Source organism: Streptomyces sp. NPDC002206, from assembly GCF_053593595.1.
The window spans coordinates 610,812-628,102 of record NZ_JBSFCW010000001.1 but is presented as its reverse complement, the minus strand read 5'-3'; the positions used below and the strand labels follow the sequence as shown (position 1 = coordinate 628,102).

11 protein-coding genes are annotated in these 17,291 nt (G+C 70.6%); 8 read left to right on the top strand and 3 right to left on the bottom strand.

Features of this window, described 5'->3' with window-relative positions:
- Positions 1–225 precede the first annotated feature (225 nt).
- From ACWCP8_RS02865 to ACWCP8_RS02855, 3 genes are all read left to right on the top strand, one after another.
- Positions 226–801 (top strand): sigma-70 family RNA polymerase sigma factor, encoded by a 576-nt coding sequence (locus ACWCP8_RS02865; RefSeq protein ID WP_030084428.1) that lies wholly within the window; start codon positions 226–228, stop codon positions 799–801.
- 139 nt (positions 802–940) lie between these two features.
- Entirely contained in the window at positions 941–2,446 is a 1,506-nt protein-coding gene (gene guaB, locus ACWCP8_RS02860) for an IMP dehydrogenase (protein ID WP_352267885.1), read from the top strand.
- A gap of 115 nt (positions 2,447–2,561) precedes the next feature.
- Entirely contained in the window at positions 2,562–3,686 is a 1,125-nt protein-coding gene (locus ACWCP8_RS02855) for a GuaB3 family IMP dehydrogenase-related protein (protein WP_030979608.1), read from the top strand.
- 70 nt (positions 3,687–3,756) lie between these two features.
- On the opposite strand, the gene ACWCP8_RS02850 is transcribed toward ACWCP8_RS02855, so the two are convergent.
- Positions 3,757–4,344, bottom strand: coding sequence for a hypothetical protein (locus ACWCP8_RS02850; RefSeq protein ID WP_451113982.1), 588 nt, complete (start codon positions 4,342–4,344; stop codon positions 3,757–3,759).
- Positions 4,345–4,452: 108 nt separating this feature from the next.
- Positions 4,453–5,715 carry a nucleotide sugar dehydrogenase gene (locus ACWCP8_RS02845; RefSeq protein WP_451113981.1) on the bottom strand — a complete coding sequence of 421 codons (1,263 nt, stop codon included), beginning with the start codon at positions 5,713–5,715 and terminating at the stop codon, positions 4,453–4,455.
- A gap of 248 nt (positions 5,716–5,963) precedes the next feature.
- Between ACWCP8_RS02845 and ACWCP8_RS02840 the strand changes: the two genes are divergently transcribed.
- Positions 5,964–7,670, top strand: coding sequence for a glycerol-3-phosphate dehydrogenase/oxidase (locus ACWCP8_RS02840; RefSeq protein ID WP_352267881.1), 1,707 nt, complete (start codon positions 5,964–5,966; stop codon positions 7,668–7,670).
- Here ACWCP8_RS02840 and ACWCP8_RS02835 read toward each other — a convergent pair.
- Entirely contained in the window at positions 7,619–8,776 is a 1,158-nt protein-coding gene (locus ACWCP8_RS02835; protein ID WP_451113980.1) for a serine hydrolase domain-containing protein, read from the bottom strand. The genes ACWCP8_RS02840 and ACWCP8_RS02835 overlap by 52 nt on opposite strands.
- 119 nt (positions 8,777–8,895) lie before the next feature.
- Between ACWCP8_RS02835 and ACWCP8_RS02830 the strand changes: the two genes are divergently transcribed.
- The 4 genes from ACWCP8_RS02830 (at position 8,896) to ACWCP8_RS02815 (ending at position 17,287) form a co-directional block, all read left to right on the top strand.
- The gene (locus ACWCP8_RS02830; protein WP_451113979.1) at positions 8,896–10,878 is read left to right on the top strand and encodes a serine/threonine-protein kinase; all 1,983 of its coding nucleotides are present in this window, start codon (positions 8,896–8,898) and stop codon (positions 10,876–10,878) included.
- A 169-nt stretch (positions 10,879–11,047) separates the two neighbouring features.
- Positions 11,048–13,756: a protein kinase gene (locus ACWCP8_RS02825; RefSeq protein WP_451113978.1), complete on the top strand. Its 2,709-nt coding sequence runs from the start codon at positions 11,048–11,050 to the stop codon at positions 13,754–13,756.
- A 126-nt stretch (positions 13,757–13,882) separates the two neighbouring features.
- Positions 13,883–15,514, top strand: a complete 1,632-nt coding sequence (locus tag ACWCP8_RS02820; RefSeq protein ID WP_352267875.1) for a serine/threonine-protein kinase — start codon at positions 13,883–13,885, stop codon at positions 15,512–15,514.
- A gap of 147 nt (positions 15,515–15,661) precedes the next feature.
- Positions 15,662–17,287 (top strand): succinic semialdehyde dehydrogenase, encoded by a 1,626-nt coding sequence (locus ACWCP8_RS02815; RefSeq protein ID WP_352267874.1) that lies wholly within the window; start codon positions 15,662–15,664, stop codon positions 17,285–17,287.
- Positions 17,288–17,291 lie beyond the last annotated feature (4 nt).

Below are 17,291 nucleotides of genomic sequence, written 5' to 3'. Positions count from 1 at the left end.
GGCGACGGGCGCGCCGGGCCGCAGATCGGGAGCCGGTGCCCCGCGGTATGTGACGCTTCCCGGCCGATGCCGCATCCTTGAGATGTGGAGTTCCTCGGGAACGATTCGGTCGAGCGGAAGGGGAGGGCGCAGGACATGACTTCCGGCGCACCCGCTCATAACGCTTCGGTGCACAACTACGGACGCGGTGCCACGGATGAAGCGGCACCGAGGCACCATGGTCCGATGCGCGACGACGAGACGACGGTGATCGGTGCTCTGGTGCACCGTGCCGTCGACGGCGACGCGCAGGCCACCCATGATCTGCTGGCCCATGTTCATCCCCTGGCGCTGCGCTACTGCAGGTCCCGGCTGAACCGGTTGCCCGGTGATGCCCGCCACTTCGTGGAGGACCTGGCGCAGGAGGTCTGTGTCGCGGTGCTGATGGCGTTGCCGCGCTACAAGGACACCGGCAGACCCTTCGAAGCCTTCGTCTTCGCCATCGCCGGCCACAAGGTCGCCGATCTCCAGCGCGCCGCCATGCGGCACCCGGGATCGACCGCCGTGCCCTCCGACGAGATGCCGGAGCGGCCGGACGATTCGCTCGGGCCCGAGGAGCGCGCGCTGCTCAGCAGCGATGCCGCCTGGGCCAAGAAGCTCCTTGCCAACCTCCCGGAGAACCAGCGTGAGCTGCTGGTTCTGCGGGTCGCCGTCGGTCTGACCGCCGAGGAGACCGGGCAGATGCTGGGCATGTCGCCGGGCGCCGTCCGGGTCGCCCAGCACCGTGCGCTGAGCAGGTTGCGGGCCCTCGCCGAGCAGTGAACAACACCGGCTTCACCCCGAAACGGAGTTCCGTACGAAGCTACAGAACCTCTAGGTGATCTTGCTCGTGGAATGAGACACCCCCGGAGGCCGTTAGCATGGACATCCGCACCGATCAAGGCCATTTGGGGAAGGTGTCATGACTGCAAACGTCGACGGAGTGCCCGAGAAATTCGCGTCGCTCGGGCTGACATACGACGACGTGCTGCTGCTGCCCGGCGCGTCCGACATGGCGCCCGATCAGATCGACACTTCCTCGTACATCTCGAAGAACGTGCGGGTGAACATCCCGCTGCTGTCCGCCGCGATGGACAAGGTCACCGAGGCCCGCATGGCGATCGCCATGGCCCGCCAGGGTGGCGCCGGTGTGCTGCACCGCAATCTCTCCATCGCGGACCAGGCCAACCAGGTCGACCTGGTGAAGCGTTCCGAGTCCGGCATGGTCACCGACCCGATCACGGTGCACCCGGACGCGACCCTGCGCGAGGCCGACGAGCTGTGCGCCAAGTTCCGCATCAGTGGCGTGCCGGTGACCGACGGGGCGGGCAAGCTCCTCGGCATCGTCACCAACCGTGACATGGCCTTCGAGCCGGACCGTTCGCGCCAGGTGCGCGAGGTCATGACGCCCATGCCGCTCGTCACCGGCAAGGTCGGCATCTCCGGCGTGGACGCCATGGAGCTGCTGCGCCGCCACAAGATCGAGAAGCTTCCGCTGGTCGACGACGCAGGGGTCCTCAAGGGCCTCATCACCGTCAAGGACTTCGTCAAGGCGGAGAAGTACCCGAACGCCGCGAAGGACAAGGAAGGCCGGCTGCTGGTCGGAGCGGCTGTCGGTGTCGCGGGCGACGCCTTCGAGCGGGCCCAGGCACTCGTCGAGGCGGGCGTCGACTTCATCGTCGTCGACACCGCGCACGGCCACTCCCGTCTCGTCTCCGACATGGTCGCCAAGATCAAGTCGAACGCGTCGGGTGTCGACGTCATCGGCGGCAACATCGCCACCCGTGACGGCGCCCAGGCGCTGATCGACGCGGGCGTCGACGGCATCAAGGTGGGTGTCGGCCCCGGCTCCATCTGCACCACCCGCGTGGTCGCCGGCATCGGCGTTCCGCAGGTCACCGCGATCTACGAGGCGTCGCTCGCCGCCAAGGCGGCCGGTGTCCCGGTCATCGGCGACGGCGGCCTGCAGTACTCCGGAGACATCGCCAAGGCCCTGGTGGCCGGTGCGGACACCGTGATGCTCGGCTCGCTCCTGGCGGGCTGCGAGGAGTCCCCGGGCGAGTTGCTCTTCATCAACGGCAAGCAGTTCAAGTCGTACCGCGGCATGGGTTCGCTCGCCGCGATGCAGACGCGTGGCGACCGCAAGTCGTTCTCCAAGGACCGCTACTTCCAGGAGGGCGTCGCCTCCGACGAGAAGCTGGTCCCCGAGGGCATCGAGGGCCAGGTCCCGTACCGCGGCCCGCTCTCCGCGGTCGTCCACCAGCTCACCGGCGGTCTGCGCCAGTCGATGTTCTACGTCGGCGGCCGCACCGTCCCGGAGCTCCAGGCCAACGGCCGGTTCGTCCGGATCACCTCGGCGGGGCTCAAGGAGAGCCACCCGCACGACATCCAGATGACGGTCGAAGCGCCGAACTACAGCAGGAAGTAACGCAACAGAACAGGTGAGGGGCGGTCCGGGCGTACTGGGACCGCCCCTCAGCTGTGTGTCGGGGATACTGGAAAACGCAGACAGTACGCCTAGGGAACTGAAAGGCCACACCATCGTGACTGAGATCGAGATCGGGCGCGGCAAGCGCGGCCGCCGGGCGTACGCCTTCGACGACATCGCCGTCGTGCCGAGCCGTCGCACCCGCGACCCGAAGGAGGTCTCGATCGCCTGGCAGATCGACGCCTACCGGTTCGAGCTGCCGTTCCTGGCCGCTCCGATGGACTCCGTGGTCTCCCCGCAGACCGCGATCCGGATCGGTGAGCTGGGTGGTCTCGGTGTCCTCAACCTCGAAGGCCTGTGGACCCGGCACGCCGACCCGCAGCCGCTCCTCGACGAGATCGCCGAGATGCCCGTGGAGTCGGCGACCCGCCGCCTCCAGGAGATCTACGCCGCGCCGATCCAGGAGGAGCTGATCGGGCAGCGCATCAAGGAGGTGCGCGACTCCGGTGTCGTCACCGCCGCCGCGCTCTCGCCGCAGCGCACCGCCCAGTTCTCCAAGGCCGTCGTCGACGCCGGCGTCGACATCTTCGTCATCCGCGGTACGACGGTCTCCGCCGAGCACGTCTCGAGCGCGGCCGAGCCGCTCAACCTCAAGCAGTTCATCTACGAGCTGGACGTCCCGGTGATCGTCGGCGGCTGCGCCACGTACACCGCGGCCCTGCACCTGATGCGCACCGGCGCGGCCGGTGTCCTCGTCGGCTTCGGCGGCGGCGCCGCGCACACCACGCGCAACGTCTTCGGTATCCAGGTTCCGATGGCGACCGCGGTCGCCGATGTGGCCGGGGCCCGCCGCGACTACATGGACGAGTCCGGTGGCCGGTATGTGCACGTGATCGCGGACGGCGGCGTCGGCTGGTCCGGCGACCTGCCGAAGGCCATCGCCTGCGGCGCCGACGCGGTGATGATGGGCTCCCCGCTGGCCCGTGCGACGGACGCGCCCGGCCGCGGCCGGCACTGGGGCATGGAGGCGGTCCACGAGGACGTGCCGCGCGGCAAGCTGGTGGACCTGGGCTCCGTGGGTACGACGGAGGAGGTCCTCACCGGCCCCTCGCACACCCCTGACGGCTCGATGAACATCTTCGGTGCGCTGCGCCGGGCGATGGCGACGACGGGGTACAGCGACCTCAAGGAGTTCCAGCGCGTCGAGGTGACGGTGGCGGACTCGCAGCACCGCCGCTGATTTTTTGTCGGACGTACGGGAGGGCCCGGACCGCTCATGCGGCGGTCCGGGCCCTCCCGTACGAGCCGGATCAGCCTGCGGCCTTCTTGGCGCCCGAGAACGCGGCGAACGCGGCGAGAGCGAAGAAGAGGAAGCCGATCGGGTCGATGCCGGCCTTCCACAGGGAGTTCAGCTCGCTGAAGTGATCGAGGAAGATCTCGGAGAGGGACACACTGTCCGACTTGTTGGTCATGGCCACACCGAGCAGCTGGCCGAAGTAGACGGAGACCAGCGCGAGCACCGCGCTGAGGACCGGCAGCGCGGGGTTGCGGCCGCCGACCTTGCCCGCGGCGAGGCCGACGAGGAAACCGACACCCACGGCCGCGTAGCCGATCTCGTGCTTGGTGGCGCCGATGATCCCGCCGTAGATGCCGGCGGCGACGAGGGCGGCGACGACCGCGGCGAGCAGGCCGAGGCCCACGTTGTTGCGGACGGGAGCCGCCGGGGTGAACGGCACACCGCCGAACTGGCCGGGCTGGCCGGGCTGCTGACCCGCGAACGGGTTGCCGGTCGGGACGCCGGGCTGGCCGGGCTGCTGGGCGGCGAACGGATTGCCGCCGCCGGGCTGGGCGTCGTACGGCGGCTGTGGCCGGTTCGGCGGCGGCACGGGCTGACTCATGGTGCTGGATCCCCCCTGGGACGGAAGCGCACGACTGTGCGAGAAGTGACGCCGCAGGCTGGCAGCCGTCTCCGACATCGCCCACCGAAATCCTTGGGGGGACCGCCCTCACAGCCGGTGCGCCGCTCCTGCCGGGGTGGCGCCCCGGGTGTCCAGGAGGAGTTGGGCCTTCACGGCGAGGCCCTGGAGGTCGTACGTACGGTGGTGCTGGAGCAGCACCGTCAGATCCGCGCTCGACGCGGCTTCGTACAGCGAGTCCGCGCGCGGCACCGGCAGTTCGCGGACCCGCCAGTCCAGGACGTGCGGGTCGTGGTAGCCGATCTGCGCACCCATGTCCATCAGCCGGGTGGCGATCTCCCGGGCGGGTGAGGCCTCCTGGTCGGCGAGATCCGGCTTGTAGGTGACGCCGAGGAGTAGGACCCGGGCGCCGCGGACGGACTTGCCGTGTTCGTTCAGCAGGGTGGCGCAGCGCTGGATCACGTAGCTCGGCATCCGGTCGTTGATCTCCTGGGCGAGCGAGACCATCCGCAGCGGGTGGCCGGGGGTGCGGCTGCTGTACGGGAGAAAGCCCGGGTCGACCGGGGGGCAGTGGCCGCCGACGCCGGGGCCCGGACGGAACGGCTGGAAGCCGAACGGCTTGGTCTCGGCGCACCGGATGACGTCCCAGAGGTCTACGCCGAGGTCGTGGCAGAGCACCGCCATCTCGTTGACCAGTGCGATGTTGACGTGCCGGAAGTTGGTCTCCAGGACCTTCGTCATCTCGGCCTCACGCGGCCCGCGGGCCCGTACGACCTTGTCGGTGAGCCGGCCGTAGAAGGTGGCGGCCGATTCGGTGCAGGCCGGGGTGAGGCCACCGATGACCTTGGGGGTGTTGCTGTAGACGTGGCTGCGGTTGCCGGGGTCGAGACGGCTGGGGGAGCACGCGAGGTGGAAGTCGCGTCCGGCGCGCAGCCCCGATCCCTCTTCGAGGAGGGGGCGCACGAAGTTCTCGGTGGTGCCGGGGGGCACGGCCGATTCGAGCAGGACGGTGGTGTGCGGGCGCAGCCGGGCGGCGAGGGCGCGGGCGGCGTCGCCGACGGCGGTGAGGTCGAGGGTGCGGTCGGCGCCGAGGGGGGTGGGCGCGCAGATCGCGGCGGTACGGACCCGGCCGAGCTCGGCCGGGTCGGTGGTGGGCCGGAAGCCCCTCGAGAGCATCCGGCGGATCTCCGAAGCGGCGAGGGAACCTTCGACGGGTGTGCGGCCGGCGGAGAGCTCGGCGAACGGGCGGGGATCGGTGTCGTAGCCGACGGTCTGGATACCGGCGGCGACGGCGGCTTGGGCGAGGGGCAGGCCGAGGTGACCGAGTCCGATGATGGCGAGGTCTGCGGGCATGTGGGTGGCCGTCCTTCCCTAAGACCATGAAGGCAGAAAGCGCAACCGCTGGGGACAGCGCAATGTCACACTAGGGTTATATATGACCTATATGTCGCATTGTGTGGCTCTCTTCGACCGGGTGTTGTCCACAGGCGGTGGCTGAAGTCGCGGACCGCGGACAGAATCGAGTGGTGGGCACGGGCACCCGACCCCGCGGTCGGACCGCATCCCTGTGCCGGACCACCCCGATCTACCGGGAGGCAGCAGTGAGGACAGCGACACTGGGACCCGCGGAGCGTGCCGAGGCGCTCGCCGCGCTGGCCGAGCGCGAACTGGACGTGCTGGTCGTGGGAGCGGGCGTGGTCGGCGCCGGGACGGCGCTGGATGCGGCCACAAGAGGGCTCTCGACCGGACTGGTCGAGGCGCGCGACTGGGCTTCCGGCACATCGAGCAGGTCGAGCAAGCTGATCCACGGCGGGCTGCGCTATCTGGAGATGCTCGACTTCGCGCTCGTACGGGAGGCGCTGAAGGAGCGTGGGCTGCTGCTGGAGCGGCTGGCCCCGCACCTGGTGAAGCCGGTGCCGTTCCTTTATCCGCTGCAGCACAAGGGCTGGGAGCGGCTCTACGCCGGTTCGGGTGTCGCGCTGTACGACGCGATGTCGGTGTCGTCGGGGCACGGTCGCGGGCTGCCCGTGCACCGGCATCTCTCCCGCCGCCGCGCCCTGCAGGTCGCGCCCGCGCTCAAGAAGGACGCACTGGTCGGAGCGTTGCAGTATTACGACGCCCAGATGGACGACGCCCGCTATGTGGCAACGCTGGTGCGCACGGCCGCCGGTTACGGCGCGCACGTGGCGAACCGGGCGCGGGTGATCGGCTTCCTGCGGGAGGGCGAGCGGGTCGTCGGCGCGCGGGTGGAGGACGTCGAGGCGGGCGGGGAGTACGAGGTCAGGGCCAAGCAGGTGGTCAACGCCACCGGGGTGTGGACGGACGACACCCAGGCGCTGATAGGCGAGCGCGGACAGTTCCATGTCCGGGCGTCCAAGGGCATCCATCTGGTCGTCCCGAAGGACCGCATCCACTCCTCGACCGGTCTGATCCTGCGGACCGAGAAGTCCGTGCTGTTCGTGATCCCGTGGGGGCGCCACTGGATCGTCGGGACGACGGACACCGACTGGGACCTGGACAAGGCTCATCCGGCGGCTTCCAGCGCCGATATCGACTACTTGCTCGAGCATGTCAACTCGGTCCTGACCACCCCTCTGACCAGGGACGACGTTCAGGGTGTCTACGCCGGGCTGCGTCCCCTGCTGGCCGGTGAGTCGGACGCGACCAGCAAGCTCTCGCGCGAGCACACGGTGGCGCATCCGCTGCCGGGACTCGTGGTCGTCGCCGGCGGCAAATACACGACGTACCGGGTGATGGCGAAGGACGCCGTCGACGAGGCGGTCCATGGCCTCGACCAGCGGGTGGCGGACTGTGTCACGGAGGACATCCCGCTGCTGGGTGCGGAGGGATACCGGGCCCTGTGGAACGCGCGGGCGAGGATAGCGGCCCGCACCGGGCTCCATGTCGCCCGAGTGGAGCATCTGTTGAACCGGTTCGGATCCATGACCGAGGAGATCCTCGATCTGATCGTCGCCGACCCCTCGCTCGGCGAGCCGCTGCCCGCGGCGGACGACTACCTGAAGGCTGAGATCGTCTACGCCGCCTCGCACGAAGGGGCCCGCCATCTCGACGACGTACTGACGCGGCGGACCCGGATCTCCATCGAGACCTTTGACCGGGGCACCCGCAGCGCGCGGCTCTGCGCGGAGCTGATGGGGTCGGTGCTGGGGTGGAACAAGAGCCGGATCGAGCGGGAGGTGGAGCACTACGAGAAGCGGGTGCAGGCGGAGCGGGATTCGCAGCGCCAGCCGGACGATCAGACGGCGGACGCGGCGCGGCTCGGGGCCCCGGACATCGTGCCGATCTGAGCCGGTCCGCGGCCCGGCCGTGACGCGCCGGACGGCCCCTGGTGAGGTCGGCAGAACTCGGCGTCGAGGAGCGCCGGTTCGAGCGTCGCATCGGACAGGCTGTCCGTGTTGATGCGGAACGTCAGGATGTGCCGGCCGTCGCGGGTGGCAGCCGTGCGGACGTAACTGCCCGCTATGTGGCCGTTGTGACCCCAGACGGTGGTACCGCAGGAGAGCCTCTGCGGATAGATGCCCATGCCATAGATCCCGTCCGCCGTCCCGGTGTTCAGCAGGGTGTTCAGCTGGGCGGGCGGGAGCAGGCGCCCGCCCAGCAGGGCAGCGTAGAAGCGGTTCAGATCGGCGAGTGTGGAGATGAGCTCGCCGGCGGCACCCGCGGTGCGCGGGTCGAGCACGGTGACATCGCGGAGGCTGCCGTCGGCCGGGTCACGGGAGTAGCCGCGGCCGTGCGGTGCGGGCAGCGTGGTGCGGGCGCCGGGGAGCGACGTGCCGGCGAGATGGAGGGGGTTGATGATGCGGCGGCGGATCTCGGTGGCGTAGCTGTGTCCGGTGACGTGCTGAACGACGAGGCCGAGCAGGGCGTAATTGGTGTTGGAGTAGGCGAAACCGCCGGTGGTGTTCGTGGGGCGGTGAGCGATGGCCGCACGGACGGCGTCGGTGGCGGTGACGGGGCGGGCGTCCGTGTCGGCCGTGTAGTTGTACAGGCCGCTGGTGTGGGTGAGTAGGGCGCGCAGGGTGATGCGGCGGCCGTCGTTGCCATGTCCGCGGACCAGTCCTGCCAGATGCCGGTCCACGGTGTCCGACAGCTGCAGCCTGTGCTCCCGGGCGAGTTGGAGGACGACCGTGGCGACAAAGGTCTTGGTGATGCTGCCTGCCCGGAACCGGTCCTGCCGCCGGATGCCGGGTCCTGTCGAACGGTAGGTGTCGTACCCGGCGGTGGAGGCTCTATGGGCGAGAAGGGCCGCAGTCGGAGCGCCGCCCCGGGCGACGAGCCGGGGAAGGTAGGAGGCTGCGGGAGTCAGATGTGGTTCGCTGGGCAGGCTCGCCGTTCCGAGGCCGAGCAGCGTCATCACCAACGGGGTGATGAGCAGCGACCTGATTATCGGCATGGCAGGGAGTCCCTTCCTCCGGCCACATCATGACGGACCACGGACCCGGCACCATGACCGGTACCGGGGTGAGGGACAATGAACGCTCTGCCAGGGCGGGTTGATCGCAGAGGGGACGCATGTCGGAGGCGGAGCAGGCACGGGAGCCCCAACGGGACACGGATGGACGTCTCCTTGCGGGTAGGTACCGGCTCGGGGAGGTGCTGGGCCGGGGCGGTATGGGCACGGTCTGGCGTGCCGTCGACGAGACGCTGGGCCGCACGGTGGCGGTCAAGGAGCTGCGGTTCCCGTCGGCCATCGACGACGACGAGAAGCGCCGGCTGATCACTCGCACACTGCGCGAGGCGAAGGCGATCGCCAGGATCCGCAACAACGGCGCGGTGACGGTCTACGACGTGGTCGACGAGGACGACCGGCCGTGGATCGTGATGGAACTCATCGAGGGCAAGTCGCTTGCCGAGGTGGTGCGCGAGGACGGTGTGCTGACGCCGAAGCGCGCGGCCGAGGTCGGCCTTGCCATCCTCGACGTGTTGCGTCTGGCGCACCGCGAGGGGATTCTGCATCGCGATGTGAAGCCGTCCAACGTGCTGATCTCCGAGGACGGCCGGGTCGTCCTGACCGACTTCGGTATCGCACAGGTCGAGGGCGACCCGTCCGTCACCTCGACGGGCATGCTCGTCGGGGCCCCGTCGTACATCTCGCCGGAACGAGCCCGCGGGCACAAACCCGGACCGCCCGCCGACCTGTGGTCGCTCGGCGGTCTGCTGTACGCGAGCGTCGAGGGCTGCCCGCCGTACGACAAGGGGTCGGCGATCGCGACCCTGACCGCGGTGATGACCGAGCCGCTCGACCCGCCGAAGAACGCGGGTCCGCTGGAGGAGGTCATCTACGGTCTGCTCGCCAGGGACCCGGAGCAGCGGCTCGACGACGCGGGTGCGCGGGCCCTGCTCAACGATGTGATCCACGCAGCCGACAAGCCCGCCCCTGTGGTGCCCCCGCCGGCCGACTCCACCCAGGTGATGGCGCTGCCCGGCCGCGTCGCCGCCCCCCGTACCAAGGGGGCTTCGAAGCTCGGGGAGGCCGGGGAGGGCGCGCGTGACCGCCTGCGCGGCGCGCTGCGCTCCGTGCGGAACGCGAAGGCGGCGCCGGGCGCCGGTGCGGGTGTGGCCGTTGCCGCCTCGACGTCCACTGCTTCCGCTTCGACTGCGCCGCGGACCGCTCCTTCGGCTCCGGCCCGGCCCACGGCTTCGCCGGCCTCCGCCGTCGGTGGCGTGCCTCCGCAGCGTCCGGGCGGGTCGTCGAACGCGCCGGTCCGGGCGTCCATCACGGACGTGGTGCCCCGCCGTACCCTGGCGATCATCGCGGTCGCCATCGCCCTCGCCGTGCTCGGCACGGTCCTTGCGCTCAGGCTGGGCGCGGATGACAAGGGCAGCGGGAGCGGCGGTTCCGGCAAGGGCGACACCGCCCCCTCGGCGGCCGGCGCCTCCGCCGACACGGACGAGGGCGACGCAAGCGGCAAGGACCAGGGCCAGGACCCGAGCAACGATCAGGGCAAGGACAAGGGCGAGGGCAAGGACAAGGACGACAACTCGGGCAAGGGGTCGAACGACTCCGGGACCGGGATTTCGAAGGCCGACGACGCGCTGCCCGACGGGTACAGGGCGGTCATCAACAAGCAGTTCCACTTCACGATGGCGATGCCCAAGAACTTCACGCGCTACAAGATCGCGGGCAGTAACTCGGGTCAGATCTACGCCGTCGGCGGTGGATTCCCGCGCGTCCAGATCGACTTCAACAGCTCTCCCGGTCAGGACGCCGCTGCCGCCTGGAACGCCGCGAGGAGCGCGGTCGCGGCCAGCAGCGACGGCTACCGGCACCTCGGGATAAGGAAGATCGAGTTCAACGGCTACCCGACCGTCGCCGACTGGGAGTTCGAGCGTATGCAGCAGGGCCAGCGGATCCGGGTGCTGAACCGTGGTTTCCGGGCCGACGACACGCACGGCTACTCGATCATGATCAGCTGCAAGGCGAGCGAGTGGAACGACAAGGAGTGCCGGACGCTGCGCGAGACGGCCTTCGCCACGTTCAAGCCCAGGGACTGAGCGCCGGGTTGCGGCGACCCTGCCGCACGGCTGGCACTTGCCACGTATTGTGAGAGCTTGAGAACCGTACGCAGCCGAATGCATAGATCAATTGCACGGTAAGTGACCGCAATTGACGGGTTGATACGGGATTCGTGGCCGGGGGGACAGCGCGCTCTGGGGAGGCGTCGTGGACGACTATGCGGGTCGGGTGCTTGCCGACCGCTACCGCCTGCCGCTGCCTCCGTCGGACGAGTACGAACTGGTCGAGACCCGGGCGTTCGACACGGCCAGCGGCCAGGAAGTCCTGGTGCGCCAGCTGCCGTTGCCGGAGGTCGTGGACGCCGAGGTGCTCGACGCCGACGGGCTGCCCTCGGCGGCCCGTCGGACCACCGGGCGTGCGGTGCGCCGGTCCACGGACCCCGCGGTCCGGCGCGCGATCGAGGCCGCGCAGGCCGCCGCCCAGGTGCCCGACCATCCGAGGCTCGACCAGGTCTTCGATGTGTTCGCCGAGGACGGGTCGCTCTGGATCGTGAGTGAACTGGTCGCGGCCCGCCCGCTGGCCGCGCTGCTCGCCGAGCGGCCGCTGAATCCGTACCGGGCCGCCGAGATCGGCTCCGATGTGCTGATGGCCCTGCGGGTGCTGCACGCGCACGGCTGGACCCACCGGAACATCACCGTCCGTACGGTGCTGATCTGCGATGACGGACGCGTCGTGCTGACCGGCCTGGCGGCTGGGGCGGCGGAGGAAGCGCTGTGCGGGTACGTGCCGACGCCGCAGCCCGACGCCGAGGACGCGTACGGGCGGCCCGCGGTCGAGTCGGGTCCGACCGGTCCGTACGTTCCGCCCACCGCGTCGGTGCCGCCCGCCGGTCCGGTCGAGATCGCCGGGCCGGGCGAGGCCATCGATCATCCGGTCGGGTCCGTCGATCCGGTCGCGCTGCCGGCCCCGCGCCACCCCGCCGGTGAGCTGGAAGCCGTACGACGGCCGCCGAATCCCGACGTTCACGGCGCGGGCAGCGCCGCGGAGTTGCGGGCCGCACGGGCCGGAGCCATCGCCGCCTACCGGGCGGGCGCCCGTGCCGCCGCGCGCGTCAGCGAGGACCGGCGACAGGCCGGGACGAGTGAGCCGGCGGAAGCGGAAGAGGGCGGCATCCTTCCCGTCCAGCGCCCCGGACGGCCCGACACCGGCCGGGTGCAGCCGACGGGCGGCTGGGGCCCCACCGCCGACGACCCGTACGACGACGAGGGCGACGAGGAGGACGACAACGAGTACGGCATCCCGTACGGCAGCGACAGGGGCGACGACGGTAACGGCGGTCACCGTGGACAGGGGCCGCCCGGCCGGCGGATGCACCTGACCGGCACCTGGGGCGACGGCGCCGACTTCGGGCGCCCCGTTCCCGCCGGAGGCTCCAACGAGGACGCTCTGCGCGCCGACGCCCGGCGCCACGGCACCACCTCCGCAGCGGAACGCGGGCACCAGCAGCCGCAGCAGGTCGCCTCCGGCCGCTGGGACGACATCGTCGCGGGTGACCGGGAGAGTTCCGCCTACCGCGGCCCCGCCACCACCCTGGCCGCCGAGCGTGCCCGGCAGACCCGGATCGCCGTCGTCGGTGCCGTCACCGAGCGCTGGGCGCCCGAGCAGGCCGGACCGGTCCACGAGAACTGGCAGCTGGCGCCGCCCATCGGCCCCGCCACCGACCTCTGGGCGCTCGGCGCCCTGCTCTACCGCGCCGTCCAGGGCCATGCCCCGTATCCGGAGGAGAACGCGGCCGAGCTCGTTCAGATGGTCTGCGGCGAGCCGCCCGCCTTCGCCGAGGAGTGCGGTCCACTGCGACCCGTCGTCGAGTCGCTGCTGCGCCAGGACCCCACCGAGCGGCCGGACTTCGAGGAGCTGCGCGGCTGGCTGCGTTCTCTCGTACGGTCGGCGCCCGAGCCCGAGGCCGGTCTCGATGTCGTGCCCCTGCCGTCCGTCGACGACACCCGGCTGCCCGTCGTACGCCGCCGGGGCGAGCTGGTCCGTAAGCGCCGCGGCCGGCTGGGCAGCGCCTCGGCGCACGGCCGTCACCGCCAGACGGGGGAGAGGCCCGACCGGTATGAGCGGTCACGGGTGGAGAGAGCGCCCAGGGCTCCGCGTGAGCCCAAGGGGCCCAAGGCGTTGCGCACCCCGCCCCGTCCGCAGCAGGGTGCCGGACGTGCGCCGCGGCGGCTCGGGCGGCTGCTGCTCGTGCTGATCCTGCTGGCCCTGGCCGCGGCCATCGCGTACGCCGTGATGTTCATGCCCAAGGCCGGTACCGGATCCGACTCGAAGGGATCGGCCCCGGCCGCCACGGACACCGGCGACCCCGGCGCGTCCGACGGAAAGTCGCCGTCGCAGTCGCCCCGGTCGTCGCCGCCGCCCGGTAGCCAGAAGCCGCAGACCAGCCGCTCCGCCGTCGCGCTCGCCCCCGGATACACCCTGCGCAAGGACGAGGAGGGCTTCGAGGTCGGCGTGCTGAAGGGCTGGCAGCGCAGCCCCGCCAACACGGACCGGCAGATACGGTACGGCAGCGACGGGTTCAGTCTGCTGGTCGTGCCGGGGCGCGACACCGTGCGGGCCCACGGCGGTGATCCGCTGGTCTACCAGCGCGACAAGGAGCGGGAGTTGCAGCCCTTCCGGGACTCCAGCTGGTCCTCGGCGACGGGGCTGCGCCGTATCGACGTCGGCCGACAGGCCATGGCGGAGGGCCAGTTCACCTGGCAGGACGACACCGGGCGCGAAGTGTACGTCCGCAACCTCGCGATGATCGTCGACGGCCGCTACCACGTGCTCCAGGTGCTCGGTCCGGACAGCGAGCGCGACAAGGTGACAGCCATCTACGAACAGGCGATCGCCTCCTACCGCGTGACTTCCTGAATCGCCGGCAGGAACACGGGCGGCCGGGCGACAAGCATCACAGTGAGGTCTCTTGAGCGATGCGAGGTTCCGTGGCCGTACCTCCCCTCCGTAACCTGGCAGCCGAATGAAACGGGGCGGGGACAAGTGGACCGATCGCAGGAAACGGGCGCGGGGCTGGTACTGGCCGGAAGATACCGGCTCGGTGAAGTCCTCGGACGCGGAGGCATGGGCAAGGTTTGGCGTGCGCACGACGAGGTGCTGCACCGCACGGTGGCTGTCAAGGAGTTGACCGCCGGGCTGTACGTCGCGGAGGCCGACCGGGTCGTGCTGCATGCCCGTACCCAGAAAGAGGCGCGAGCCGCGGCCCGCATCACCCATCCCGGCGTGGTCACCGTCCATGACGTGGTCGAGTACGACAACCGGCCCTGGATCGTCATGCAGTACGTCGACGGGCCGTCACTCGCCGACGCCGCCAAGGAGAGCGGCGAGATCGCGCCGCGCGAGGCGGCCAGGATCGGCCTTCATGTCCTGAGCGCCCTGCGCGCCGCGCACAGCGCCGGTGTGCTGCACCGGGACGTGAAGCCCGGCAACGTACTCCTCGCACGTGACGGTCAGGTGCTGCTCACCGACTTCGGGATCGCCGCGATAGAGGGCGACTCGACCATCACCAGGACCGGTGAACTGGTCGGTTCCATCGACTATCTGGCGCCCGAGCGGGTACGGGGCGGCGACCCCGGTCCCGCGTCCGACCTCTGGTCCCTCGGCGCCACGCTCTACACCGCGGTCGAGGGGTGTTCGCCGTTCCGTCGTACGTCCCCGATCTCCACCATGCAGGCCGTCGTCACCGAGGAGCCGCCGCCGCCCGCCCGGGCCGGGGCGCTCGGACCGGTGATCACCGCACTGCTCCGCAAGGACCCGGCAGACCGGCCGTCTGCGGCCGAGACGGAGCGGATGCTGCTGCAGGCGATGGAGGGTCGCGAGCCCCGGGCGGCGCAGGCCTACGTCCCGACCCAGCGGGTGTCCGAGGAGGCCCTGCGCTCGATGGGCACGGACGGCACCGGAGCGGAATCACGTGCCACCGTCCGGCAGTTCACCGCCGCGGCCCCGGTGACCCGCCGCAGCCGCGGCCGTTGGCGTACGGCGATTCTGGTCGTCGCCCTCGCGGCGCTGGTCGGCGGCGGCGCCGGACTGGCCGCGATGAAGTACGGGGACAACTCGGGGGCGGACTCCGCCGGGAGTGGTTCGCTGCACGGCAGCAGCACACCGCCGCGGTCCTCGCCCGAGGCGTCGAAGCGCGCACCGTCCACTGCGGTCGTGCCCGACGGCTGGCACCGGGTGGACGACCCCGAGGGGTTCAGTCTGGTCGTCCCCGACGGCTGGAAGCGCCGGGTGGACAAGCAGAACGTCGACTACACCCCGGACGACGGCAACCATTACATCCGGATCAGCATCGACCCGGAGCCCGACTTCGAGAACTCGTACATGCACATGCTGAACCTGGAGACGCGCCTCACCCGGCGGCTGCCCGAGTACGAACGCAAGACCCTCCACTCCAACTACTACCGCGATCGGACCGGCTCCCTCTGGGAGTTCACCTGGACCGAGTCCAAGGACCACCCGGGCCCGCGTCACGCGATCGACCAGATGTACTACGACGAGGAGGGCGGCCCGGAGTACGCGCTGTACATGACGGGTCCGGCCGCCGACTGGGACACCACCCGGGACCGGTTCGACACGATGCTGCGTGGCTGGCGCGCACCGGCCGGCACCGGCTGAGACCGCTGGGATTCCACCGGCCACAAACCGCAGTAGCTCCCTGATCAGGGGCTTTGTTGCCAGTGATCACTGGCTCGTTTGTGGGGAGTGTGAAAACCTATTACCGACGGGTACCCAAAGCGGTTGGCTGGACATACCCTCGCCCTCATGACGGACTCGACGGATTCGCAGGCCTCTGCCGCCCCCCTCGGTACCAACCCTGTGGCCGCCGCCCCTGCGGGTGTGCGCACGGCTGCCGATGTGGTGACACCCGAGGTGATCGCCCAGCTGACCCGTGGTGTCGTCGGCTCCGGCCGTACCGCGAACCACACCCCGTTCACCGGGGAGAAGCTGGCCGACCTGCCCGAGTCCACGCCCGAGGACGTCGCGACCGCCTTCGAGCGGGCCCGCGCCGCCCAGCCCGCCTGGGCCGCCACCCCTGTCCGCACCAGGGCGGCCGTCCTCCTCCGCTTCCACGACCTCGTGCTCCAGCGGCAGGCGGAGGTCCTCGACCTCATCCAGCTGGAGACCGGCAAGGCCCGGCTGCACGCCCACGAGGAGGTGCAGGCGGTCGCCGTCTCCGCCCGGCACTACGGGCGCAGGGCGGCCTCGTACCTGAAGCCGAAGCGGCACACCGGTGTCGTGCCGACGCTGACCAAGGTCACCGAGCTGCGCCAGCCGCGTGGTGTCGTCGGCCAGATCGCGCCGTGGAACTACCCGTTCGAGCTCTCCGTCGGCGATGCGCTGCCCGCGTTCGTCTCCGGGAACGCCCTCGTGATGAAGCCCGACACGGAGACCGCGCTGACCGCGCTCTGGGCCCGTGACCTGCTGATCGAGGCAGGGCTGCCCGCCGAGGTGTTCCAGGTCGTCCTCGGTGACGGACCGGTCGTCGGGCCCGAGGTCGTCAAGCACGCCGACTACGTCTCGTTCACCGGCTCCACGCGCACCGGCCGCGAGGTCGCCCAGGGCGCCGCCGCCCGCCTGGTCGGCGTCTCGCTGGAGCTCGGCGGCAAGAACGCCATGCTGGTGCTCGAGGACGCCGACGTGGAGAAGGCCGCCGCGGGGGCCGTCCGCGCCTGCTTCTCCTCCGCCGGGCAGCTCTGCATCTCCATCGAGCGGCTGTACGTCCACGAGTCGGTCGCCGACGACTTCGTGGAGCGGTTCGCCACCCGCACGAAGGCCATGCGGCTCGGCAACTCCCTCGCGTACGGCGCCGACATGGGTTCGCTCGTCGGCGAGCGCCAGCTGGAGACCGTCACCCAGCATGTGGCGGAGGCGGTCGAGAAGGGCGCCACGCTCGTCGCCGGCGGTGTCGCCCGTCCCGACATCGGCCCGCTGTTCTACGAGCCGACCATCCTCGACGGCGTCGAGGCGCCGATGGCCGTCTGCACCCAGGAGACCTTCGGCCCGGTCGTCTCCATCTACCGCTTCTCCGACGAGGACGAGGTCATCGCCCTCGCCAACGCCACCCCGTACGGCCTGAACTCCAGCGTCTGGACCAAGGACTCCAAGCGCGGTCACCAGGTCGCCGCCCGGCTGCGCACCGGCACGGTCAACATCAACGAGGGGTACGCCCCCGCGTACGGCAGCGTGCAGTCCCCCATGGGCGGTATGAAGGACTCCGGTCTCGGCCGGCGGCACGGCTCCGAGGGCATCCTCAAGTACACCGAGGCCCAGACCGTCGCCCAGCAGAGGCTGATCCCGCTCGCCCCGTCCTTCGGGATGGACGACGAGAAGTATGCGGCGTTCATGAGCCGCAGCCTGAAGGCGATGAAGGCGTTCCGCCTGCGCTGACCCC